Consider the following 21,769-nt stretch of genomic DNA (forward strand, 5'->3'; position numbering starts at 1 on the left):
TGAAAAGCGGGGAATTCGGTCGGGCCATTATAGCCGCGAGCAGGCCGGGCCGATAAGGGGCGCCAGGGTAGCGCCCGGCATCATCCGGCTCGGAGCAGCGACCAGAGCATTTCCGAAGCCATCACTACCATGAGGAGGGCAAACACCCGCTTGAGCCGGGCCACCGGCAGGCGATGGGCCATCCGCGCGCCCAGCGGCGCGAAGCATACCGTCACCGCCAGCAGTACCACCATGGCCGGCAAGTAGACGAAGCCCACCGAGCCCCACGGCAGGCCGGCGGCGGCGCGGCCACTGACCAGATAGCCCAGCGCGCCCGACACCGCGATCGGCCAGCCCAGCGCAGCGCTGGTGGCAATGGCCCGGTGGATGGGCACATTGCACCAGGTCATGAAGGGCACGCTCATCGAGCCCCCGCCGATGCCGACAAAGCTCGACACCACGCCGATCACCCCGCCGGCCGCAAAAGTGCCAGCCGCGCCGGGCATGGTGCGACTGGCCGCCGGCTTGAGGTTGAAGTACATCTGGGCAGCGATCACGTAGGCGTACGCGACAAAGAACCACTTGAGGGCTTGGCTGGGGATGCTGCCGGCGATCTGGGCGCCTGCGAAAGTGCCGATCACCATGGCCGGCACCATCCGCCGCACGATGCTCCAGTCCACCGCACCCTTCCGGTGGTGTGCCAGCACGCTGGAAAAGCTGGTGAACACCATCACCGCCAGCGACGTACCCACCGCCAGATGCTGAACATGGGCACCGCCGGGCGCGGCCGCTTCCAGCACCCACACCAGCGCCGGCACGATGACGAGCCCGCCTCCCACGCCCAGAAGGCCGGCCAGGAAGCCGGCCACCACGCCGGCGCAGACGAGGGCCAGCAGCAGGCCGGGAGCGGGCAGCAGGCCGAACAGCTCGTGCAAGGCCATCACAGCACTTCTTCCATGAGGTAGTTCCATTCCTGCGCCGTCACCGGCATGACGGACAGCCGGTTGCCACGGCGCAGCACCACCATGTCGGCCAGGGCAGGATGCCGGCGCAGCTCGGCCGGCGACACCAGCGGCGTGCGCGCCACGAAACGTACCGACACGCTCAACCAGCGGGGACTGGATGGGTCGGAACGGGGGTCGAAGTAGGGGCTGCCGGGGTCGAACTGGCTGCTGTCCGGCCCGGCCGCAGCCACGATTTCGGCCAACCCTGCAATGCCCGGGCGCGGGCAGGAGGAGTGCCAGAACAGCAGCCGGTCACCCGGTTGCATGAGGTCGCGCATATAGTTGCGTGCCTGATAGTTGCGCACGCCGGTCCATTCGAAAGCCTGCGCCGGCGCGGCAGCCAGGTCGTCGATGGAGAGGTCGTCGGGTTCGGATTTCATCAGCCAGTAGCGCACGGCTCGGCCCGGAAAGAAAAAGGGAGCTGCCGATTGTGGCCGGCCAGGCGGCTTTATGCAATCGGGGCGGACACCGGCGCTACGGCAGGCAAAGGTCGGCCGAACCGCCAGCAGCCGGACTCGGTGACAAGGTAGTCAAGGCGGATGTCCCAAGGTTCACGCGGGAGGACGGACACCCGCTGGCAGTCGTAGGCCACCCCCACGAGCAGGGGCTTGCGGAAATGGCGCCGGCGGGCCAGGTAAGCCAGCGTCGCGTCGTAGAAGCCGCCACCCTGTCCCATACGGTAGCCGGACGCGTCCACGCCCAAAAGCGGCACGAACAGCACGTCCAGACGCTCAGCGCGCCGGCGCGGGCCATCGTACTCGGGAATGCGGTAGCGGGGATGCAGGTACCAGCGGTCCTGCGCGCCCAGCGCGGAGAACCACAGTCGTCGGCCACGTGCCGGGATCACCGGCAGGAACAGTCGCGCCCCTCGAAAGAGTGCCTCGCTCATCAGCGGCTCCAGATCAAGTTCCGAACCGCACGCCAGGTACGCGCCCAGCCGTCGGCCGCGACCGATGAAACGACGGGCGTGGCGGGCGACGGCCAATGCGGCGCGGCGGCGTTCGGCAGCCGTGAGCGCCATGCGTCGGCGGCGCAGCGTCCGGCGCAGGCTGGCTTTGTCAGGGGGGGGAGAGGTGTCGTGCATGACCGCAGGGAGGAATGGGGATCCCCCCGCGAGTGTCGTTCTGGCGTAATCCGCTTGAACCCTGTTTCCAGGGGGTCGCCGGCCTCGCGCTTCGGGCGCATCCCGGAGGACGCGACGCACCTGCGCAGCAGATGCTAGCAACCAAGCGAACGCATTGGTTCAAAGGAATTATGTGCCATCACGTACACCGCAGGGGGATTTAAACGAAACCCGCGGTTCAGGCCTGCCCGGAGACCGGGCGGACCGTGCCGAGCGCAGCGTCGGCTGCATCGGCCATGGAACGAATCTTACGCTGAAACTGGGCCATTTCCAAGCCTTCGCCTAGGTTTGTTTTAAGCAAATCATGGGCAATGTTCAGCGCAGCCATGATCGCGATCTTGTCTGCATCCACGATGCGACCATGTGATTGTATGGTAGCAATTTTCTCGCCCAGAAGGCGAACGGCTTCTTCGAGAGTCTCGCGTTCGCTGGGGGGGGTGGCAATGGTGAAATGGCGACCCAGCAGCGAAACTTCAACCTGCACGGTATCACTCATGGGTTTCCTCCGCAGCCGGCAGCCGTTCGATCAGGCCGGCCACACGGCGACGCGTGTCCTCCAGACGGAACTGCAGTTCGGCATTGTCCTTGAGCGCGCGGGCGAGCGCCTCGGCAAAACGGCCGTTCTGGGTTTCGAGTTCGGCAATGCGCGCGATCAGCGCCTGCACCCGTGTTTCCAGATATTCGAGTTCGTGTTCCATGGGCGCGAGGATAGCCAAGCCATCAGGGCGGCGTCAAACCCGGGCGGGACCGCACCGCATCAATGCGCCGGCAGAGCTCGGCCGCCCCTTCAGCCAGCCGGGGACCTGGGCGGCTGACGGGGTCGGCGGCCACCACGAACCGTTGTCCGCGCGCTACAGCGGGCCAGGCATCCCAGCGCCGTAGCGGGGCCGGATCGGTGGCAACGATCACCTCGGGGCGTGCCGCCACCACGGCCTCCAGGCTGACCTGGGGGGCAGGCAGGGACAGCCGGCCAAAGACGTTGATGCCGCCGCACAGTCGGATCAGCGAGCCGACGAAGCTCTGGTCGCTAACAGTAAAGAGAGGCGCTTCGCCGATCTGGAAGAACACCCGCACCGGCCGCCGGTGCGCGTAGGTGCGCTCCAGCGCCGTCAGCCGTTCGCGGTACTGGCGCGCAGCCACCTCCGCCTGGGGGGCACTACCGGCGAGCGTGCCCAGGGCGACCAGTTCGCGCGCGACGTCCGGCAAGGCCAGCGGATGGCTGATAAACACTGGAATGCCCAGATCTTCCAGCCGGGCGATATCGCGGGGCGAGGTACCGTCACGCCAAACCACCACCAGATCGGGGCGCAGCCGCAGCACCGCTTCCAGGCTGATGCCGCTCAGGCCACCCACCTTGGGCAGGCGCTGCGCGGCGGGGGGCCAGTTGCTGTAGTCGACCACGCCCACCACCCGGGGCCCTGCCCCGGCCGCGAACAGCAGTTCGGTTGCGTGCGGGGCGAGGGAAACGATGCGACTGGCGGGGCGCGCGAGCGCGAGACGCCTGCCGGTGCCGTCCACGGCATCCAGCGCCAGGGCTGGCAGGCAGGCTAGCGACAACAGCAACAACAGGGACCTCATTTCAGCTCCAGGGGCAAACCGCAGGTGACCAGTGTCGCACGGTCAGCCAGGGCGGCCACGGCCTGGTTGAGCCGACCCAGTTCGTCGACAAAAAGACGGCTGGCGGCACCCAAGGGCACCACCCCCCAGCCGATCTCGTTGGTGACCACGAGCACCGTGCCCGGCAGGCGCACCAGCGTGGCCAGCAGGGCGGCGCGGGCCCACGCGTAGGCCTCGCTGTCGAAGCCGGACACGTCGTCGAGGAAGCGCATCAGCCACATACCCAGGCAGTCCACCAGCAGCACGCCGTCGGGACGGGCGTGCTGCGACAGGGCTTCGGCCAAGCCTTGTCCCGTCTCGACCACCTGCCAGCCCGCAGGCCGGCGGGCGCGGTGTGCCGCTACACGGGCGGCGAACTCGGTATCGCGCACATCGGCCGTAACCAGACAGCTGACCGGCCCGCCATGGCGGCCAGCCAAGGTCTCGGCCAGGGCGCTCTTGCCCGAGCGTGCCCCGCCCGTTATCAGGTGCAGCATGCTCAGAAGCTGTACTGCGTGCGCAGGTACCAGGTGCGGCGCTCAGCAGGATAGAGGTTGTAATTGGAGCCGTAGATGCTGCGGATGCCATAGCTGGCGTACTGCTCGTCCAGCACATTGCTCACACCGGTCTCCACCGTGATGTCGCGCATCTGATAGCGGTATTTCAGGTTGAGCACGGTGTGGTCGTCCAACTTGCGCCCCAGGGTATTGCCCTGGTCGTTGTCCATGAACTGCTCGCCTACATACTGCAGGTCGGCGGCCAGCAGGCTGCGCGGGGTCGCCTGCCAAGAGAGCCCGAGGCTGGCCAGATGCGACGGCACCATGGGCACGGTACGGCCCGACAGCGGCACAGTACCGGCTTGGCCTTCGCGGAAGGTGGCGTCCTGATAGGTGTACTGACCAGTCAGGCGCACGCTGTCGGAGACGGCCCAGCGGCCCTCCAGCTCCACCCCGCGCCGGCGGGTGGGGTCGAGGTTGCGGTTGTAGCCATTGCAGGTGCCCCAAGCGCAGGCGTAGGGGTCGTAGGGCGAATAGTGGATCTCGTTCTTCAGGTCGCTCTGGTAAAGCGCCAGGCGTGCGTAGCGGGTGGCATCCTGCCACTCCACACCCACCTCGGTGTCACGCGAGGTCTGGGGCGCGAGCAGCCGGTTACCGGTGGCCACGAGCTCGTCGGCATTGGCCAGGCGGAAGCTTCGGCCAACCTTGGCGTAGACCGCTGCCCCGCCCAGGTTCTGCCGCAGGCCGGCCTGCCAGGCCGACAGGGTATGCGCCTGCGATAGCCCGGGGGTAGCATCGCTGAAGTGGATGCTGTCCTCGCTCTTCTGACGACGCACGCCCAAGGTGTACTGGGTGGCATAGGGGCCCAGGACGCCCGACTGCTCCAGGAACATCGCCTGTTGCGTCTGGCGGCTGCGGCGCGGGGCCTCGAAACCGGCCTCACTGTTGTTGACCTCACCCCGCAGCCACTCACCGCCCACCACCAGCGTCTGGGCCTGCCCGGCAAGAGTGAACGGCAGGCGGACGCGCGGTGCGACCGACTGCTCCTTCAGGCTGCGCCGATCGGTGCTGTTGTAGGCACCGCCGTAATCGTAATCGCCGAAGAAGGCAAAGCTGTCCTTGTCGCGGCGTGCCACATCCACGTACAGCATGGCCTCGCCCAAGGCCTGCTGCCAGTGCAGCTGACTGCGGGTGGTATCGCTGTCGGCGTAGTCGGCCGGGGTGCGGCTGCCGGAGGGATCACGGCCGTACTCGTCCAGCCCGGTCCCCGGGTTGACGCGGCGCGGCCCGGGCAGACCGAGGCGCTGACTGTTCTGTTCCAGCGTCAGCGCCAGACGGCCGGTGGAATAGTTCCATCCAGCCACCATTCCGAGCAGGTCGGTGGTCTCGCTGGCGTTGCGGCGGGTGTGATCGTCGCGGATGCCGTCGGCGTAGAGCGCGATGTCGGCCACGGGGCCGGCTACCGTCAGCCGGGCGGCGCCACGGCGCCGGTCGTCGCTGCCGGCCTCGGCCAGCAGGTTGCCGTGCACGCCGGCCGCAGCCTTGCGGGTAACGATATTGATCACGCCGCCGGTGGTGCCACTGCCGTACTGCACGGCACCACTGCCGCGCAGGATCTCGATACGCTCTACCTGGGGCAGCGACACGGTATCCAGCCGCGGAGCAGCCAGGTCGTTAGTGGTCAGACGCACTCCGTCGACCAGGATCAGCGTGTTGCTGGAGGCCGCCATGCCGAAGCCGCGCAGATCCACCACGGCATGCGGCGAGGCACCGGTACGCACATGCGCGCCAGCCTGCAGCGACAGCAGTTCGGCCAACGTGCGGGCCGGGCTCGCTTCGATGGCGGCACGGTCGATCACGGTCACGCTGGCGGGCAGCGCGGAGACGGCAACGGGAACACGGGTGGCGGATACTTCCACCGGTTCGCCCTGAAAGACGGGCAAGGCGGCGGCCAGTACTGGGCCGCAAAAAGTGGCAGCAACGACGGCAACAGTCGTCCTGAGGCAATGCGAGGACATGAAAACACTCCCTGATGATGTCTGGCTTGACAGGAGTGCGGGACAGGACGCCGGGCGCGCGGCGCGGACACAGAATGGGCAGCGCGGCTTCCGGATGATCGCCTCCCCGCGATGCTCCTGGCGGCCCTGCCTTCCGGGCAGCAGCCGTGCGCAGGCCGGTCTCCGGGCTCGGCCTTGCGGGTACGCGCCTTCCCGCCCGACATCGGGGCAGTGGCATTTTCGAGCGTCCCTGGGCACCTGCGTGCCAGGCCTTACCGTTGCGGGGGCAGCGCCGGTCTTGCACCGGCTTCCCGTTTCACCCGCCATGGCGGGCACCTGCTGGACCGGAATTATAGCCGCGGCCCGTGCAAAAGGGCCGGCTTTTTCAGAGCTGCGCCGCCACGGGCGTTGCATTCGGCGCGCGGCAGGCTTAACGTGCGGACGATGAAAACCTGGACCCCCTCCCCCATTGCGCCACCGTGCGAAGAAAGCCAAACGGCTGCCCGCGCACGCCAGGCGCGCCTGACCAAGCCGGCCGGCAGCCTCGGCCGACTTGAAGACCTGGCCTGCCGCTTTGCCGGCTTTCAGCGGCGTGAACGGCCACAACCGCCCCAGGCAGCCATCACCGTGTTTGCCGCCGACCACGGCGTAACGGCGGAAGGCGTATCGGCCTACCCCTCGGCCGTCACTGCGGAGATGGTAAAGAACTTCGTGGCCGGTGGTGCCGCCATCTGCGTGCTGGCCCGTGCCGAGCAGGCGCGGCTGGAAGTGGTGGACGTGGGGGTGGATGCCGACCTTTCTGCACTACCAATCGTCCATGCCAAGGTCCGCCGTGGCAGCGGCAACCTGCGGCGCGCGGCAGCGATGACGCCTGCCGAGTGCGCGGCCGCCCTCGCCGTCGGCCAGGCTGCGGCCCGCCGGGCGGTGGAGGCCGGCGCCACGCTGCTGATTGCCGGCGAGATGGGTATCGGCAACACTACCCCCTCCGCCGCCCTGCTGTGTGCCCTGACCGGTGCGCTGCCCGAAGTGGCCGTAGGACGCGGCACCGGGGTGGACGACAGCACGCTGGCTCACAAGCGACGGGTGGTGGCAGACGCGCTGGCCCGCTTCGGCCAACGTCGCCAGCCCAGACCTCTGGACGTACTGGCCGAGCTGGGGGGGCTGGAGATCGCAGCCATGGCTGGTTTCTATCTCGAAGGTGCGGCATCGGGCGTGCCCTTGTTGGTGGACGGCTTCATCGCCACGGCCGCAGCCCTGGCAGCTGTGGCGATCGATGCAGCCGTGGCGCCGTGGCTGCTGGCCAGCCATCGTTCGGACGAGGCCGGACACGGCACCGCGCTGTGGGCCCTGGGGCTGGACCCGCTGGTAGGGCTGGGCCTGCGACTGGGTGAGGGCACCGGCGCAGCAGTGTGCCTGCCGTTGATCCGTCTGGCGCTGACGTTGCACGATCAGATGGCCACCTTCGACGAGGCCGGGGTGTCCGGGCGCGACGCATGAACATGCACCCGTACACGCTGACCCTGCTGCGCCATGGCGAGATCGACCATGGCGGCACCCTGGTCGGCAGGCGCGACTTGCCCCTGACCGACACCGGGCTTCTGCAGATGCAGGAAAGCTGGCAGCAACTGACACGGATTGCCCCGGTCACCGCGATGGCCACTTCCCCGCTGGCGCGTTGCCGTACGTTTTCGGTGGCGCAGGCGGTGACGGCAGCGGTGCCGCTCGTCGTGGAGGAGCGCTTCGCGGAACTGGACTTCGGCCCTTGGGACGGCCGCCCGCTGTCCAAGCTGGCGGAGGAGACCCCGGACTGGAGCCGTCGTCTGGCCGAAGGCACGCTGACAGTGTCGGGGGCCGAGACGGTGGAGGCGTTTCGCACCCGTGTGCTGGCGGGCTTTACCGCCTGGATGTGCAGCGCACGGGGCAGCCATCGGGTGCTGGTCACCCACGGCGGCGTCATCGGGGTCCTGCTGGCCGAACTTCTCGATCTCTCACTGGAGAGTGCCCGGCTGATCAACGTGCCGCGGGGCGGCTATGCCCAGCTGTCCATCCTCTCCGGTCATCCCGCCTACCTTACCCGCCTGGAAGGCCCATGCGCAGCCTGATTCTGGCCATCCAGTTCCTCACCCGTCTGCCCACGCCGCAACTGAAGACTTTCGATCCGGCTTGGCTCGCCGACAGCGCACGCTGGTTCGCGCCGGTCGGGCTATTGGTGGGCGGGGTGGTGGCCGCAGGATGGCTGGCGGGCAGCCTGGTGGATGCATGGCTGGCCGCCCTGCTCGCCCTGGTGCTGTGGGTGTGGGTCACCGGTGGGCTGCACCTGGACGGCCTGGCCGACCTGGCCGATGCCCTGGGTGCGGCCCACCGCGACCGCAACCGCTTCCTCGCCGTGCTCAAGGACCCCCATGTCGGCAGTTTCGGCGTGCTGGCGCTGGGCTTGGCCCTGCTGTCCAAGCTCGTCCTGCTGCACGGGCTGGCGCAGCAGCCTTCGGCCAACGTAGCGGTGCTGATCCTGGTGCCCGCCTGGGCGCGGCTGGGTGCCGTGGCCTGGTCGGCCTGCTTGCCCCCGCTGGCACCCGGCAGTGGCGAGCGCTTTGCGTGGCGCACGCACTGGCCCACCTTCTGGGCGGCTGTCGTGGGGCTGGCCGCAGCGTCTGCCTGGGCTGCCCCCGTTTTGCTGACGGCTCCGCTGGTACTGGCGGGCTGGGGGCTTTATCTCTACCGTCGCCTTGGCGGCATGACCGGTGACTGCCTCGGAGCGGGCATTGAAGTGTCCGAAACCATCCTGCTGCTGCTGGCGCTGCTGGGGCCGCGCCTGGCTGTCATACTGGCGTGACACGCTGCTGCTAGCCTGCCGCCCTTGCTCCTGCTCAAGGGTATGCCATGGCTGCCATCGAATACTCCTGTGACCCGGCCCGGCTGGACATCGCGGCCATCGTGCGCTTCCTGCAGCAGGAATCCGCCTGGGCCCGGGGCGAGTCAGCCGGACGCATCTGCCGTGCCCTGGAACACTCCCTGCCGTTTGGTGCCTATGCCGGCCCGGAGCAGGTAGGGTTCGCGCGCGTCATCACCGACCGCGCCACCTTTGCCTATCTCTCCGATGTGTTCGTGCTGCCCGGCTGGCGCGGCCGAGGGGTGGGACGCGGGCTGATGGCGGCGGTGCTGGCCCATCCGGACCTGCAGGACCTGCGGCACTTCCTGCTGGTCTCGCGCGAGGCCCGGCCCTTCTACCGAACGCTGGGCTTCGCCCCGCTGGAGGCGCCAGAGCGCTTCATGCGCCTGGCACGGCCGCACGTCCAATACCGGCCACATCCGTAATAGATCAAGGTTTGTCCGGTTTTTGCACCGGATAATGGTTGCTTCATTGTCTTTCAACCCCTGCCCATGAAGCTGACCGCATGAACACGGTGCCGCCCTCTCCCGCTCCTGCGTGGCGCGGCAGGCTGCACCTTGCCCGATGGCTGGCCTTCCCCGCACTGCTCCTCGTCCTGCTCGCCCTCTACTGGGGATCGCTCGAGCTGGCCCACCACACCTTGCGCCAGAACGCCCTGGACAAGGCGGCGGCACGTGCCACCCATACTGCAAGCGCGGTTGCTGTCCAGGTCAACACGATGGCCCAAGGCCTGGACTTCGTGCTGCAGAGCCTGATCGCCAGCTATAACGATGGCGGCACGGCCCGGCTCGACGAAAGCGTGGCCACCGTGATGCAAGCCTATCCGGACGGTACCTTCCTGCAGCTGGCGCTGGCCGATGCCAGCGGCCGGATCATCTACTCCAGCCTGGGCCATGCGCCCCGGGTATCGATTGCCGACCGGCCACACTTCCGTGCCCACCTGAAGGGCGGCACGCCCCGTCTGTACATCAGTGCCCCGGTGCTGGGTCGGGTATCGCACCGCTGGAGCCTGCAGTTCTCCCGTCCTGTGCTGCAGGACGGCGTGTTCCGCGGCGTACTGGTGGCCTCTGTCAGCCCCGACTACATCAGCCGGCTGTTCGGTCAGATTCAGGCGGGTCCGCACGACATGATCTCGCTGCTGCGCGAGGATGGCACCTATCTGGCCCAATCGCCCGGCAACAACCCGGTGCTGGGGCGCAAGGTGCCGCCCGATCGCCCCTTCCTGCGTCAGCGCCGTGAGGCTTCCGGCCTGTACGCTGCCACCTCGATCGCCGATGGCATCCTGCGCATCAACGGCTGGCAACGCGTGCCGGGTCTGCCCTTGGTGGCGATCGTGGGTCTGGACCGCGAGGATGTGCTGCGCCCGGTGGAGGCGCAGATCCACTCCGCTCGCTGGCGCGGGCTGTGGGGCACGCTGGTGTTCCTCAGCTTCGGCGCGCTGGTGAACTGGCTGCTGATGCGCCAGGTACGGCAGCAGCACCTGCTGCAGACGATATACGACATCGTCCCGGCCGGTGTACTGATGGTGGACCCATCCGGACGCATCATGGAGGCCAACGCCACGGCACACCGGCTGCTGTTGGCCGACACTCTGGCGGGCCGGACCCTGGCCGAAGTGTGCGGACCGCTGATGGCCAGCACCGACGGTGTGCATCGCCTGACCGAGATCGCTCGCTGGCTCACGCTGGGCGCCGGCCAGCGGCTGCATGGCATCTTGCTGCACCAGCCAGCTGAACCGGAACGACCCGCCCGCTGGCTGTCGCTGAGCGTGGCTTGTGCGCCCGATCCGCGGCTGGGCCTCGTGCTGGCGCTCAACAACGTCACGGCCCAACACGAAGCACAGGCGAGGTTGGCCGAAAGCGAGGAGCGTCTGACGCTGGCGCTGGAGGGCGGCTCGCTGGCGCTGTGGGACTGGGACATCCCTTCGGGCTGTATTGCCTATGACGGACGCTGGAGCCTGATCCTGGGGCGGCCGCTCAATCATCGCATCACCGACGTGACCGCATGGAAGAACCTGCTGCATCCGGCCGACCGCGAGGCGATGGAGGCCAGCATCCAGGCCCATTTCGCGGGCAGCGACAGTCGCTACGAGGCGGAATACCGTCTGGCGCGGGCCGATGGCGACTGGGTGTGGATCCAGGTACGCGGCCAGATCCTGCGCGACCCTGCCACCGGTGCACCGCTGCGCGCGCTCGGCACGGCACTCGACATCACGGCCCGCAAGTCGGACGAGGCCGAACGCGTGGCGCTGCAGAACCGGCTGGAAAAGCTCACTTCACAGGTGCCAGGCGTGGTGTATCAGTACCGGCTGCACCCGGATGGCCGCAGCAGCTTTCCCTACGCCAGCCCGGGCCTGGCAGAAGTCTATGGCCTCGCCCCCGAGCAGGTGCGCGAGGACGCGTCGCCCATCTTCGACGTGTTGCATCCGGCGGACGTCGACGCCGTGATGCGTTCGATCGCGATTTCGGCGCGCACGATGGAGATGTGGCAGCAGGAGTACCGCGTCTGTCATCCGGACGGAGTAGTGCGCTGGGTGCTCGGTCACGCCAAGCCGGAGCGGGAGGCGGACGGCAGCGTGCTCTGGCATGGCTACATCACCGATATCACCGCCCGCAAGGAAGCCGAGGAGGCACTGCACCAGCTGGCCACGACCGATACGCTGACCGGGCTGCAGAACCGACGCAGCTTCTACGAACGAGCCAATGCCGAGCTGGCGCGCACCCGCCGCCATCCCACCCTCGGTGGCGCGTTGGTGATGGTGGACCTGGACCACTTCAAGCGCATCAACGACACCTTCGGCCACGCGGTGGGCGATCGGGGGCTGCAACACGTCGCGCAGGTAATGCAGGATGCGCTGCGTGCCGAGGACTTTGCCGGCCGGCTGGGGGGTGAGGAGTTCGCGGTGTTCTTGGCGCACGCCAGCGAGTCGGGCGCCCTTCAGTTTGCAGAACGCCTGCGCGGGCGCATTGCGGTAACACCGGTCATCCTGCCCACCGGGCCGATCACGCTGACGGCCAGCTTCGGCTGCAGCGCCCTGGAAAACGGGGACCCGGCCATCGACACCGTACTGGCCCGTGCCGACCACGCGCTCTACCGCGCCAAAAGCGGTGGCCGCAACCGTGTGGAGGCATCGGCACCGCGAGCCCCGCTTTGAGGCCACACCAAGGTTGGCCGAAAACTGCCGTCCCGCTCAGGGCAGGGCGGTGGCCAGGCTACCAGGATGCTGTTTCACCACCGACCAGGGCAGCCAGCTCCAGTCGGGGTATTCGCAGGCGCGCGCCACACGGGCAAAGGACGGGCCCACATACAAGCCCTTGGGCGTGAAATACCAGCTGACGAACTGCCACACGCCCGGATCGGTATAGTCACAGCCCTCGGGCTCGGCCTTCATCTGGTGTGGATGAAGGCGCTGCATCGTGCGAACCAGCCAAGGGGCCAGCGTCTCGGTTTCGTAGCGGTACTCCGGCCGGCTGCCGTCCGGCTTGCGAGGCAGCCGTGGCGTGCCCTTGCCCAGCCACAGTAGGTCTTCCAGCTGCAGCTCGCGCCCGCTGGCAAGGTCCAGATTGAGTGGCCTGTCGCCGAAGTCCGGATGGGCCCCGCCGCAATCGTAGCTGGTGAAGATGCTGACGCTGAGCAGACGGGCATTGAGGAAACCGGGCGTCACCGTCTGTTCAAACTCACCGCCGCCATAGCGCGCCGCACCGCCACGGCAGTCAAAGGCCGCTTGTACTTCCTGCCACTGTCGCTCGGCCAAAAGCCGGTTGAGCCGGGCCTGTACGTCCTCCGAGAGACCGGTCTCGACACGGAACATGCGTACGCCGCTGACCGGTTCCTCCATCCACCGCAGCGAGTGCCCGGCGAAGGACTGCCGCCCCCCCGGCCGCAGCACCAGCCCGGAGAGGCGGGCGTAGGTATACGGGTCCTGCTGCTTCCAGGCACCCACCAGCGGGTCGAATGGCCGCAGGGCGGACACCTCCAGCGGCACCAGCACCACGGGCAGTGCGGTCCGTGCCTTCGGACCCTTCCACTGCCCCTGCCAGCCCTGGCCTTGGGCCTGCAGCGTGAAGTCGGTGCGGCTGCGGTCGTAGGGCAGGTTCTCGCCCAGCTGCAGCCGTCCATCCTGCGTGCGCTGTCCGGACAGGGCAATGTCCGCGTGGTATTTGCGATAGAAGTAGCGGCCTTGCACCTGTCCGTCCTTCCCGATCGCCAGCTCCATCACCACCGGCTGCGTGCCGATCCGTCCCTGATAGGTCTGGCCCACGGCCTGCGCACAGGCCGCCCAAAGCCACACCAGCATCCAGAACCCCCAACGGGTGTGTCGATTCATGCTGTCCTTCCGGTAAAGAAAAGCGCCGGCCCCCCGGTGGAGGCACGGCGCTGGATCAGGCTTCGGCCAACGCTTTCAGAGCGTGCCGGCCAGCTTCTTGTTGCGCATCATGCACAGCATATCGCAGGCGATGTGTGCGGCTGCCAAGGCCGTAACCTCGCTTTGGTCGTAGGCCGGGGAAACCTCGACCACGTCCATGCCCACGATGTTGAGGTCGCCCAGATTACGCACGATCTTGAGCGCCTGCGCGGTGGTCAGGCCGCCAGGCACCGGCGTGCCGGTCCCCGGCGCGAAGGCCGGATCCAGACAGTCGATGTCGAAGGTGACGTAGACCGGATGATCGCCGATCACCGACTTGATGCGCGCCAGCGTGGCATCGGTTCCGTTCTCGTGCACCCACGGCGCATCGAGCACGTTCATGCCCATGAAGTCGTCGTTCCAGGTGCGGATGCCTACCTGTACCGAGCGGGCCGGATCGATCAGCCCCTCCTTAACCGCTTTGTAGAACATGGTGCCATGGTTGAGCGAATCCGGGCTGTCATCGGGCCAGGTGTCGCAGTGGGCATCAAAATGCAGCAGGGCCAGTGGCTGTCCGTACTTTTCGGCATGTGCGATCAGCAGCGGATAGGTGATGAAATGATCGCCGCCGAAGGTCAGCATCTTGGCGCCCGACGCCAGGATGGTGCGGGCGTGTTCGATGATGGTGGGCTTGATCGTCAGCGGGTTGTGCGCATCGAACCAGCAGTCGCCGTAATCAATGACTGCCAGGTCCTCGAACGGATCGAAGCCCCAGGGAAAGGGCTTGAGCTCGGCCAGCTGCACGCTGGCCGCGCGGATCGCCGCCGGACCGAGACGCGCGCCCGGCCGGAAGGTGGTGGCCAGGTCCAGCGGTACGCCGGAGATGACCACGTCGGTACCGGCCAGATCACGGCTGTAATTGCGGCGCATGAAGGACAGCACGCCGGCATAGGTGTTTTCGATGGAAGAACCGTACAGCGAGGTACGGCGGATGGCGCCGTCGCCCAGGATGGTATCGGACATGGAGACTCTACCTGCCGAACACGCCGGCCGACCGATACCCGGACCACGCCGGCACCGGGCAGGCGGGGACAGGGAAAAGCCGGTGCGGCCGACGATTCCCGTCCATCTTTCACAGCCGACGGGTTGAGGCTGTCGCGCCCCTTGGCGCGCAGGAAGCAGCAGTGTGCCCGGAACGTGGGGATGCTTCAAGCCGTTTCAAGACGTGGCCGTCCGCCTGCCCGCCCGGAGCTTCAGTGGCCAGACGAAACGGCGGCGCGTCGCCTGCCCCCATGCGGCCTCCACCGCCTCCCAGCGTGGCCGGATCGGGTCTTTGCCGGTGGCTTCGATGGCGCGCTGTGTAGCAGACCAGGTATGCAGGTACCCCCAGAGCTCCTCAAGCGTCCAGTCGGCAGTGAGCGCCCAGTCCGGCAGGGCAATGTCCTCGAAGGGCCAGTCCAGCCCGTCGTAACCGGCTTCCACCTGGGCGCGTTCGGGCGGCCACCAGGGGCCGGTGTCTTCACGGTAAATGGCTTCCAGTTCCGTATCGAGCGGGCCCTCGGTGGAAAAGTGCGGATAGCACCACACCGCGATTACACCCCCGGGACGCAGCACCCGTGTGGCCTCCTCCCAGAAGCGTGGCAGGTCGAACCAGTGCAGCGCCTGCGCCACGGTGATGAGGTCGACGGTACCGTCGGCCAGGTGGGTATGCTCTGCCGGTTCGCAGCAGTAGCGCACCCGGGGGTGTGCATCCGCGTGCTCCAGCTGGGCCACACTGGCGTCGGTGGCCACCACATTGTCGAAATGGCTGGCCAGCGCTACGGCAGCCTGGCCGCTGCCTGTAGCCACGTCCAGCGCCAGCGCCCGCCCCGGGGCCGCTTCGGCCAACCGGGCGAACAGGGCATCCGGGTAGCGGGGCCGGTAGCGGGCGTAGTCGGCCGCCTGTACCGAGAAGTAATCCTTGAACGATCCCTGGCTCATGCTTGCGCCTCCACGGTGGATGGTCGCTACAGGGTAGACGACCCTTCCGGGTTTGGCAGCAGATCGCGGCAGGTGTTCCGTACAGGATTTTCCACCTCCGACGCCATTGAGTCTGCCGGCCGCGCCCCGGCACAAGGACGGAGCGATCGGGCGCTGTGGCCCTGCCCTCGCCTGCATGCCGGGTGCAGCAGGACGGCCTGCCGTCGCCGGACTCCACGGTGCGTCCCGCTGGCGGCGGCGGACGCAACAACGCCCGCCGGCGGCGCCGGACGGGCGTCAAAAAGGCGGGGCAGCTGGCTCAGCTGCCGATCACGCCGCCGTCGAGCTTGTGGATGACCACGGTGCCCGAGCGCGGGCGACCGGCAGCCGGGCCATCCGGCCAGCGCGAGATTGCTGTCGGCTTGGACGGATCGGAGCGCTCATCGGACGGTTCACCCGGATGCTGGATGTTGATGAACATGGTCCTGTTGTCGGGAGTGAAGGCGATGCCGGTGATCTCGCAGCCGTTCGGGCCGGTAAGGAAGCGGCGGAACTCGCCGGTTTCGGGGATCACCGCCAGCATCTGGTTGTTGCCCATGCCTTTGTATTCCTTCATGTTCACCGTCGAGGTGGACACGTCGGTCTGCACCCAGAGCACGCCGTTGTTGTCGAACTTGAGCCCGTCCTGGCTACCAAAGGCGTCGCCCTTGATGTTGCCCTTGTGCTCGGCCTTTTCGGCATCGGGGCGGCCGGCCAGGACGAAAATGTCCCACTTGAAGCCGCTGGCTGCCGGGTCTGCGCCGTTTTCGTTCCAGCGGATGATGTGGCCGAACAGGTTATTGGGGCGCGGGTTGGCGGCGTCCGGGCCGGGCTTGCCTTCCTTGCCGCGCTCGGAGTTGTTGGTGAGGGTGCAGTACACCTCGCCCGGCTTGTGCGGATGCACCGCAATCCACTCGGGGCGGTCCATCTTGGTGGCGCCCAGCACATCAGCGGCCAGGCGTGCCTTGATGACCACGTCGCCCTGATCGGCAAAGCCCTTGTCGGCGGTCAGGCCGTTCTGGCCGTGCACCAGCGGCAGCCAGCGCCCGCTGCCGTCCGCATCGAAGCGGGCCACATACAGCGTGCCTTCGTCCAGCAGGCTCATATTGGCCTTGCGGTTCTTGGGGTTGTAAGTGTTCTTGGACACGAACTTGTAGATGTACTCGAACCGCTGGTCATCACCCATGTAGACCACGGCATGGCCCGACGGTGCGATGGTGACGGTAGCGCCCTCGTGCTTGAAACGGCCCAGTGCGGTGCGCTTTGCCGGCTTGGACTTGGGATCGAAGGGGTCGATCTCCACCACCCAGCCAAAGCGGTTGGCTTCGTTGGGGTTGAGCTGCAGGTCGAAACGGAAGTCCTCCCAGGCCCACTTGTAGCCGGCATCCTTGGCCGAAATGCCGTAGCGCTTCTCCAGGTCGGAGAGCGCGCCCGAGTCATTGATGAACACCCCATCCCAGTTTTCCTCACAGGTGAGGTAGGTTCCCCAGGGCGTCTGACCGTTGGCACAGTTCTGCAGCGTGCCCAGCACTTCCACACCCTGCGGGTCGGCCTCGGTCTTCATCAGCGCATGACCACGGGCCGGACCTTGGATAGCAATGGGGGTGTTGGCATGGATGCGTCGGGCGTATTTCGACGGCCGCACCACACGCCAACCTCCTTTGCCGGTAGCCTCCACCTCGATCACCGACACGCCCACGGCAGCCTGGGCCTTCTTCACCTTATCGGCGTTCCAGTTGTTCATCCCCCCCACATGCAGCAGGCCGTCGTCGGTGTATTCATGGTTGACCGCCAGCAGGCCGTGCTTGGAGCCGGTGGCGCCCAGGGGCAGGGGGAAGTAGGCCATCCCGTCATGGTGCATACCGGCCTGAACGGCCTGCTCGTCGGCTGTATTGGAGGCATCCTGGCGGAAGGCCGGCATGCGGCCCGGGATGCCTACCGGGTCGCCCCAGGCATACAGCACCTCGGCCACATAGCCTTCGGGCACGATCACGCGGTCTTCGGTGGAGAAGCCCACCGGCTTGAAGCCCAGCACCGGCATCTTGCGGTTGAAAGGCACGCTGGCAGCTTCGGCCAAGGTGGCGAAGGTGCCGGAGAAGGCACCGGCCAGCGCCGCGGCCGAGCTGCCCTTGAGCAGGGTACGGCGCGAGAAGCGGGCATCGAGCACATCGGACAGGGCGGGGTTGGCGGACGGGTTGGTCACCTCCTCAACCCCGTGGTGTTTGAACAGCTGGCTCTTCTGACTCATGGTTTCTCCGGCAAGCGAGTGTGGTTTTGAAAACCCGCAAACCATAAGGCAGCAAGATGACAGACAGATCAAAGCGAAATGACCGTTGTATGACAGGTCATCGAGAAGGAAGGACAAGGGCCGCCTGAGAGCGGCCCTGCGGGGGAAGTGACGGGTTGCCCGGATATCAGCGGCAGGGGTTCACGTCCAGTGCGATGCCGGGCGTCAGACGCTTTTGCAGCGCGTTCAGCCGCGCCAGCTGCGCCGGTTCCAGCGCCCGGAACACCAGCGTGGACGCCTGCACCGTCTGGCTGCGCTGCTCCACCGCCACCTTGGCAAAGCCGGCGGCGCGGATGCGGGCAGCCAGCGCGCGGGCCGCATCCTCCCGGCCAAACAGGCCCAGCGACAGATGCCCGCGGAAGGCACCGTCATTCTGGACGATGTAGTTGTCGAAGCCCTTCTCCCTGAGTTCGGACGACAGGGTCTGGGTTTCGGCCTGGGTGGCCAGAGGCGGGTGATGCACCCAGAACCTGCCGCTACCCTTCTGGGCTTCGGTGGTACGGGTGTCGAGCTGTGCGGCCTTGAGCCCCAGTGTGCCCAGTCCGCCCTGCACGCGGGTCAGCAGCCGGCTGTCGAGCGGGCCCCACTGGGCACAGCTGAGCACGACCGCAGGGTTGGCCGAAGCGAGGGGTGGTTCGGCAGGGGCCGTCTTGGCAGGGGCCGCCGTTGCGCGCTCGGACGCGGGCGCAGAGGTAGGGCTTGTGGCTGCCGGCAGCGAGGTGGCGGGAGCGCTGGCGACGTCTCCGGCAGGCGCGGAGGCAGCCGCCAGTACCGGCGCGTCGGTCGCCTGCTCTGCCGCCCAACGGCCTGCGGGGACCAGCACCAGCTCGTCGGGGCTGACTTCTTGCGCCCGGATATCGACGGGCGGGTGCTCCGACAGGGTCGCATAGAATCCGACCAGGAGATTGAGCACCACGACCAGTCCGAATAACCACTTCATGAAGCGTCTGCCACGTTGAGTAAACCCAGAAGCACCAGATTATCCACGATCCGGCAGGGCTTTTCGAGGCTGGGGGCCAGCCGGGTCGCGTCGCCCCCGGTGACCAGCACCGGCGCGGGCGCACGTCCCGTGTGCCGGGCCAGGCGCAGCCGCAGCCGCTCGACGGCACCAGCCATCGCATCGCTCACCCCGCTGGCGATGGCGTCCTCCGTGCCCTGCGGAAAGGGCACCGGCTGTCCGGCAGGCCGGTCCAGCTGGGCGGTGTTCCGCGCCAGGCTCTGCAGCATCAGGCGATAGCCCGGCAGGATCAGCCCCCCCAGGTAATCCCCCTCAGCGGTCAGCGCTTCCACCGTGAGGGCCGTACCAGCCGAGGCCACGATGACATCGCCCGATTCCAGATGCCGGGCCGCCACCACGGCCAGCCAGCGGTCCGCGCCCTGTTCGGCAGGGTTGAGGTAATGGTTGACGATACCGCAGCCGGACGCGGCCGCGCGCACCCAGCGGACAGGCACCGTCAGGAAGGCTTCCAGCGCTGCCTGTACTTCCGGTCCGGCCACGCTGGCGCCCCAGGCCTCGCGAATCGGGTACGGCCGCCAGGCTTCGGCCAGGCTGAACAGGGTGTCGTGTGCCACCGCGCCTTCGGCCACCAGCCCGTGCGTGGCGTACAGCGCCCATTTCACCCGGCTGTTGCCGGCGTCGATCAGCAGTCTCATGTACGGCGTCTTCTGAGGCTGACTTCGCCCACATGGAAGGTGCGCAGCCCTTCGGGGGTTTCCACGAGCAGCGCCCCGTTGTCGTCCACCCCCCGCGCGATACCCTCCACCGGCTGGCCGTGGCTGAAGCTCACTCGCACCGGCTCGCCCACGAAGGCGGCATGGGCAGTCCACTCCTCACGGAAGGCGGCAAAGCCTTCGCGATTGAAGGTAGTGAGCACATCGTGTAACGCGTTGAGCACTGCAGCCAGCAACTGGTTACGTCCAAGCGGATGGCCGGCCGCGGCGAGATTGGCCACCGGCTGGTCGATCGGACCGGGGTCGGCCACGTTCAGCCCGATGCCGATGACCACGGTGGCCGGGCCGAGCGCATCCCCTGAAAGCTCGATCAGAATGCCGGCGAGCTTGGCCCCATCGATCAGCAGATCGTTGGGCCATTTGAGGGCTACCGGTACGCCCAGCGCGGTCAGCGCCCGCACCAGCGCCACGCCTACCGCCAGCGACAAACCAGGCAGGCCGGCAATGCCGCGCTCGAACCGCCACAGGAGCGAGAAGGTCAACCCGCTACCCAGCCGCGCCTGCCAGCGGCGCCCCAGCCGGCCTCGGCCCGCGCTCTGCCGCTCGGCGGCCAGGACCAGGCCGTGCGGCGCTCCGGCACTTGCGCGGATGGTGAGCTGGGTATTGGTGGAGTCGGTCTCGTCGACCAGCGCCAGTGTCCAAGTATCGGCCGCTGCTTCGGCCAACCCCTGCCGGACAGCGGCCATGTCCAGCCACTCGAAGGGTTGCGCCAGCTTGTAGCCTTGTCCCCGTACGCTGTAGACCTGCAGGCCGAACACGTTCTCGATGGTATGCACTGCCTGCCACACCAAGGTGCGCGAGCAACCCAGGCTGCCGGCGATCGCCTCGCCGGAATGAAACCGTCCATCCGACAGGGCGCGCAGCACCGCAAAGGCGTGGGCAAGCGGGCGACTGTCGGGCGGAAGGCCGGCGTGGGCGGCCGGGCCCGTCACACTCCGGCTCCGGAAGCGCGGATCTTCCTGAGAGTGGCGGTGGTAGAGGTATCGAACTGGAAGGGGATCGAATGCACCTGCCCGCCCCGCGCCAGGGTCTCGGCGCTGCCGACGATGCGGTCGATCGGCCAGTCGCCCCCCTTGACCAGCACCTCCGGCCGGATGATTTCGATCAGTCCGGCCGGCGTATCTTCGTCGAACCAGGTGACCAGCGCCACGCTCTGCAGCGCGGCGATCACGGCGGCCCGGTTTTCCAGCGGGTTTACGGGGCGATCCTCTCCTTTGCCCAGCCGGCGTACCGAGGCATCGGTGTTGAGGGCCACGATCAGGCTGGCCCCCAGCGCGGCGGCCTGTGCCAAGTAGGTGACATGGCCCCGGTGCAGGATGTCGAAACAGCCGTTGGTGAACACCAGCGGCCGCGGCAGGGAGAGGATGCGTTCGGCCAACCCTTCAGGCGGGCAGATCTTGCTTTCAAACGGCGGGTTTGGGTACTGCATGCGTTTCCTTGAGACTGGCTGCCACTTCCTTGCGGTAGCGGTTCAGCGCCTGGATCGTCTCGATCGGGCGCTCGAACAGGTTGGACAGGTTACGCAGGATACCACCCACCACCCGTGCCTCCCAAGGCTCGTCAAATTGGATCTGCCGGGTCAGCCAGTCCTCCAGCCACTCGGGGTCGGGCAGACGGCTCTGCACGGTGTCGTTCGGGAACAGGGCCTCGTTCACGTGCAGGTTGGTCGGATGCAGCGGCTTGCCCGAGCGGGCGCTGGACGCCATGAGCAGGCCGATCTTGGCAAAGGCGGCGCGGGCCTCATTGCCGAAGCGCTCGATCGCCTTCTTCATGTACTTGAGGTAGGCCCCACCATGACGGGCTTCGTCCTGGCTCAGGTGCTTGTAGATGGCCTTGATCACCGGCTCGGTGTGCCATTCGCTGGCACAGCGGTACCACTGGGTCAGCCGCACTTCGCCACAGAAATGCAGCATCAGGGTTTCGAGCGGCGGTGCCGGATCAAACTCGAAGCGCACCGCGTGCAGTTCCTCTTCGGTCGGGCATAGCTCCGGGCAGAAGCGCCGCAGGTACTCCATCAGCACCAGCGCGTGCTTCTGCTCTTCATAGAACCAGATGGACATGAAGGCGGAAAAATCAGAGTCGTGCTGGTTGTCGCGCAGGAACATCTCGGTGGCTGGCAGCGCCGACCATTCTGTGATCGCATTCATCTTGATCGTGTGCGCCTGCTCGTCGGTCAGACGGCTACCGTCAAAGTCGGCCCACGGAATGTCGTCGGCCATGTTCCAGCGGGCCTTTTCAAGTTGGCCGAACAGTTCGGGGTACAGCATGGGTCGCTCCTGGTGGGGGTAAGGCAGCCCGGATTGTAGGACAATCCGAGTCGTG

General features: G+C 67.3%; 22 protein-coding genes, 1 other RNA gene and 1 riboswitch. Of the genes, 5 read left to right on the plus strand and 18 right to left on the minus strand.

Annotated elements, in window-relative coordinates; translation table 11 throughout:
• Nucleotides 1-80 precede the first annotated feature (80 nt).
• From EV669_RS08355 to EV669_RS08395, 9 genes are all read right to left on the minus strand, one after another.
• Entirely contained in the window at nt 81-920 is an 840-nt protein-coding gene (locus EV669_RS08355; RefSeq protein ID WP_132098384.1) for a sulfite exporter TauE/SafE family protein, read from the minus strand.
• Complete coding sequence (locus EV669_RS08360) at nt 920-1,363, minus strand: EVE domain-containing protein (RefSeq protein ID WP_318271379.1); 444 nt, start codon at nt 1,361-1,363, stop codon at nt 920-922. Before EV669_RS08360 ends, EV669_RS08355 begins: the two co-directional genes overlap by 1 nt.
• Before the next feature lie 68 nt (nt 1,364-1,431).
• Nucleotides 1,432-2,067, minus strand: a complete 636-nt coding sequence (locus EV669_RS08365; protein WP_132098386.1) for a 5-formyltetrahydrofolate cyclo-ligase — start codon at nt 2,065-2,067, stop codon at nt 1,432-1,434.
• A gap of 19 nt (nt 2,068-2,086) precedes the next feature.
• A non-coding RNA gene (gene ssrS / locus EV669_RS08370) (6S RNA) lies at nt 2,087-2,266 on the minus strand.
• Between the two features lie 18 nt (nt 2,267-2,284).
• The gene (locus EV669_RS08375) at nt 2,285-2,602 is read right to left on the minus strand and encodes a cell division protein ZapA (RefSeq protein WP_054286643.1); all 318 of its coding nucleotides are present in this window, start codon (nt 2,600-2,602) and stop codon (nt 2,285-2,287) included.
• The gene (locus EV669_RS08380) at nt 2,595-2,804 is read right to left on the minus strand and encodes a hypothetical protein (protein WP_054286644.1); all 210 of its coding nucleotides are present in this window, start codon (nt 2,802-2,804) and stop codon (nt 2,595-2,597) included. Before EV669_RS08380 ends, EV669_RS08375 begins: the two co-directional genes overlap by 8 nt.
• Before the next feature lie 22 nt (nt 2,805-2,826).
• On the minus strand, nt 2,827-3,684 hold the full coding sequence (locus EV669_RS08385; RefSeq protein WP_132098387.1) for a cobalamin-binding protein: 858 nt from the start codon (nt 3,682-3,684) through the stop codon (nt 2,827-2,829).
• Nucleotides 3,681-4,199 carry a bifunctional adenosylcobinamide kinase/adenosylcobinamide-phosphate guanylyltransferase gene (gene cobU, locus EV669_RS08390; protein ID WP_054286646.1) on the minus strand — a complete coding sequence of 173 codons (519 nt, stop codon included), beginning with the start codon at nt 4,197-4,199 and terminating at the stop codon, nt 3,681-3,683. The genes EV669_RS08385 and cobU overlap by 4 nt, the downstream gene beginning before the upstream one ends.
• A gap of 2 nt (nt 4,200-4,201) precedes the next feature.
• Nucleotides 4,202-6,217, minus strand: coding sequence for a TonB-dependent receptor (locus EV669_RS08395; RefSeq protein ID WP_132098388.1), 2,016 nt, complete (start codon nt 6,215-6,217; stop codon nt 4,202-4,204).
• A gap of 137 nt (nt 6,218-6,354) precedes the next feature.
• Nucleotides 6,355-6,551, minus strand: a riboswitch (cobalamin riboswitch).
• An 89-nt stretch (nt 6,552-6,640) separates the two neighbouring features.
• Between EV669_RS08395 and cobT the strand changes: the two genes are divergently transcribed.
• From cobT to EV669_RS08420, 5 genes are all read left to right on the plus strand, one after another.
• Nucleotides 6,641-7,693 carry a nicotinate-nucleotide--dimethylbenzimidazole phosphoribosyltransferase gene (gene cobT, locus EV669_RS08400; protein WP_132098389.1) on the plus strand — a complete coding sequence of 351 codons (1,053 nt, stop codon included), beginning with the start codon at nt 6,641-6,643 and terminating at the stop codon, nt 7,691-7,693.
• Entirely contained in the window at nt 7,690-8,298 is a 609-nt protein-coding gene (locus EV669_RS08405; protein ID WP_318271380.1) for a histidine phosphatase family protein, read from the plus strand. Before cobT ends, EV669_RS08405 begins: the two co-directional genes overlap by 4 nt.
• Complete coding sequence (gene cobS, locus EV669_RS08410; RefSeq protein WP_132098390.1) at nt 8,286-9,029, plus strand: adenosylcobinamide-GDP ribazoletransferase; 744 nt, start codon at nt 8,286-8,288, stop codon at nt 9,027-9,029. The genes EV669_RS08405 and cobS overlap by 13 nt, the downstream gene beginning before the upstream one ends.
• A gap of 47 nt (nt 9,030-9,076) precedes the next feature.
• The gene (locus EV669_RS08415) at nt 9,077-9,511 is read left to right on the plus strand and encodes a GNAT family N-acetyltransferase (RefSeq protein ID WP_132098391.1); all 435 of its coding nucleotides are present in this window, start codon (nt 9,077-9,079) and stop codon (nt 9,509-9,511) included.
• Nucleotides 9,512-9,591: 80 nt separating this feature from the next.
• On the plus strand, nt 9,592-12,240 hold the full coding sequence (locus tag EV669_RS08420; RefSeq protein WP_132098392.1) for a diguanylate cyclase: 2,649 nt from the start codon (nt 9,592-9,594) through the stop codon (nt 12,238-12,240).
• A gap of 36 nt (nt 12,241-12,276) precedes the next feature.
• On the opposite strand, the gene EV669_RS08425 is transcribed toward EV669_RS08420, so the two are convergent.
• The 9 genes from EV669_RS08425 to EV669_RS08465 all read right to left on the minus strand — a co-directional run bounded on the left by EV669_RS08425 (nt 12,277) and on the right by EV669_RS08465 (nt 21,714).
• Nucleotides 12,277-13,413 (minus strand): hypothetical protein, encoded by a 1,137-nt coding sequence (locus EV669_RS08425; RefSeq protein ID WP_132098393.1) that lies wholly within the window; start codon nt 13,411-13,413, stop codon nt 12,277-12,279.
• 75 nt (nt 13,414-13,488) lie between these two features.
• Nucleotides 13,489-14,454: an agmatinase gene (gene speB / locus EV669_RS08430; RefSeq protein ID WP_132098394.1), complete on the minus strand. Its 966-nt coding sequence runs from the start codon at nt 14,452-14,454 to the stop codon at nt 13,489-13,491.
• A 195-nt stretch (nt 14,455-14,649) separates the two neighbouring features.
• Nucleotides 14,650-15,411 (minus strand): class I SAM-dependent methyltransferase, encoded by a 762-nt coding sequence (locus EV669_RS08435; protein ID WP_132098395.1) that lies wholly within the window; start codon nt 15,409-15,411, stop codon nt 14,650-14,652.
• A 298-nt stretch (nt 15,412-15,709) separates the two neighbouring features.
• Entirely contained in the window at nt 15,710-17,677 is a 1,968-nt protein-coding gene (locus EV669_RS08440) for a PhoX family protein (protein WP_055433395.1), read from the minus strand.
• Nucleotides 17,678-17,843: 166 nt separating this feature from the next.
• The gene (locus EV669_RS08445) at nt 17,844-18,656 is read right to left on the minus strand and encodes an SPOR domain-containing protein (RefSeq protein WP_055433396.1); all 813 of its coding nucleotides are present in this window, start codon (nt 18,654-18,656) and stop codon (nt 17,844-17,846) included.
• The gene (locus EV669_RS08450; protein WP_054286657.1) at nt 18,653-19,369 is read right to left on the minus strand and encodes a type III pantothenate kinase; all 717 of its coding nucleotides are present in this window, start codon (nt 19,367-19,369) and stop codon (nt 18,653-18,655) included. Before EV669_RS08450 ends, EV669_RS08445 begins: the two co-directional genes overlap by 4 nt.
• Complete coding sequence (locus EV669_RS08455; protein ID WP_318271383.1) at nt 19,366-20,379, minus strand: biotin--[acetyl-CoA-carboxylase] ligase; 1,014 nt, start codon at nt 20,377-20,379, stop codon at nt 19,366-19,368. The genes EV669_RS08450 and EV669_RS08455 overlap by 4 nt, the downstream gene beginning before the upstream one ends.
• Complete coding sequence (locus tag EV669_RS08460) at nt 20,376-20,876, minus strand: adenylyltransferase/cytidyltransferase family protein (RefSeq protein WP_054286659.1); 501 nt, start codon at nt 20,874-20,876, stop codon at nt 20,376-20,378. The genes EV669_RS08455 and EV669_RS08460 overlap by 4 nt, the downstream gene beginning before the upstream one ends.
• Complete coding sequence (locus EV669_RS08465) at nt 20,851-21,714, minus strand: ferritin family protein (RefSeq protein WP_132098396.1); 864 nt, start codon at nt 21,712-21,714, stop codon at nt 20,851-20,853. The genes EV669_RS08460 and EV669_RS08465 overlap by 26 nt, the downstream gene beginning before the upstream one ends.
• Nucleotides 21,715-21,769: the final 55 nt, after the last annotated feature.

It is taken from the genome of Gulbenkiania mobilis (assembly GCA_004346645.1).
Taxonomy (GTDB): Bacteria; Pseudomonadota; Gammaproteobacteria; order Burkholderiales; family Chromobacteriaceae; genus Gulbenkiania; species Gulbenkiania mobilis.

What these genes read in the sequence shown, in the direction of transcription:
- EV669_RS08355 (WP_132098384.1), bottom strand. Translation starts at nt 920, where the DNA reads ATGGCCTTGCACGAGCTGTTCGGCCTGCTGCCCGCTCCCGGCCTGCTG.
- EV669_RS08360 (WP_318271379.1), bottom strand. Translation starts at nt 1,363, where the DNA reads ATGAAATCCGAACCCGACGACCTCTCCATCGACGACCTGGCTGCCGCG.
- EV669_RS08365 (WP_132098386.1), bottom strand. Translation starts at nt 2,067, where the DNA reads ATGCACGACACCTCTCCCCCCCCTGACAAAGCCAGCCTGCGCCGGACG.
- EV669_RS08375 (WP_054286643.1), bottom strand. Translation starts at nt 2,602, where the DNA reads ATGAGTGATACCGTGCAGGTTGAAGTTTCGCTGCTGGGTCGCCATTTC.
- EV669_RS08380 (WP_054286644.1), bottom strand. Translation starts at nt 2,804, where the DNA reads ATGGAACACGAACTCGAATATCTGGAAACACGGGTGCAGGCGCTGATC.
- EV669_RS08385 (WP_132098387.1), bottom strand. Translation starts at nt 3,684, where the DNA reads ATGAGGTCCCTGTTGTTGCTGTTGTCGCTAGCCTGCCTGCCAGCCCTG.
- cobU (WP_054286646.1), bottom strand. Translation starts at nt 4,199, where the DNA reads ATGCTGCACCTGATAACGGGCGGGGCACGCTCGGGCAAGAGCGCCCTG.
- EV669_RS08395 (WP_132098388.1), bottom strand. Translation starts at nt 6,217, where the DNA reads ATGTCCTCGCATTGCCTCAGGACGACTGTTGCCGTCGTTGCTGCCACT.
- cobT (WP_132098389.1), top strand. Translation starts at nt 6,641, where the DNA reads ATGAAAACCTGGACCCCCTCCCCCATTGCGCCACCGTGCGAAGAAAGC.
- EV669_RS08405 (WP_318271380.1), top strand. Translation starts at nt 7,690, where the DNA reads ATGAACATGCACCCGTACACGCTGACCCTGCTGCGCCATGGCGAGATC.
- cobS (WP_132098390.1), top strand. Translation starts at nt 8,286, where the DNA reads ATGCGCAGCCTGATTCTGGCCATCCAGTTCCTCACCCGTCTGCCCACG.
- EV669_RS08415 (WP_132098391.1), top strand. Translation starts at nt 9,077, where the DNA reads ATGGCTGCCATCGAATACTCCTGTGACCCGGCCCGGCTGGACATCGCG.
- EV669_RS08420 (WP_132098392.1), top strand. Translation starts at nt 9,592, where the DNA reads ATGAACACGGTGCCGCCCTCTCCCGCTCCTGCGTGGCGCGGCAGGCTG.
- EV669_RS08425 (WP_132098393.1), bottom strand. Translation starts at nt 13,413, where the DNA reads ATGAATCGACACACCCGTTGGGGGTTCTGGATGCTGGTGTGGCTTTGG.
- speB (WP_132098394.1), bottom strand. Translation starts at nt 14,454, where the DNA reads ATGTCCGATACCATCCTGGGCGACGGCGCCATCCGCCGTACCTCGCTG.
- EV669_RS08435 (WP_132098395.1), bottom strand. Translation starts at nt 15,411, where the DNA reads ATGAGCCAGGGATCGTTCAAGGATTACTTCTCGGTACAGGCGGCCGAC.
- EV669_RS08440 (WP_055433395.1), bottom strand. Translation starts at nt 17,677, where the DNA reads ATGAGTCAGAAGAGCCAGCTGTTCAAACACCACGGGGTTGAGGAGGTG.
- EV669_RS08445 (WP_055433396.1), bottom strand. Translation starts at nt 18,656, where the DNA reads ATGAAGTGGTTATTCGGACTGGTCGTGGTGCTCAATCTCCTGGTCGGA.
- EV669_RS08450 (WP_054286657.1), bottom strand. Translation starts at nt 19,369, where the DNA reads ATGAGACTGCTGATCGACGCCGGCAACAGCCGGGTGAAATGGGCGCTG.
- EV669_RS08460 (WP_054286659.1), bottom strand. Translation starts at nt 20,876, where the DNA reads ATGCAGTACCCAAACCCGCCGTTTGAAAGCAAGATCTGCCCGCCTGAA.
- EV669_RS08465 (WP_132098396.1), bottom strand. Translation starts at nt 21,714, where the DNA reads ATGCTGTACCCCGAACTGTTCGGCCAACTTGAAAAGGCCCGCTGGAAC.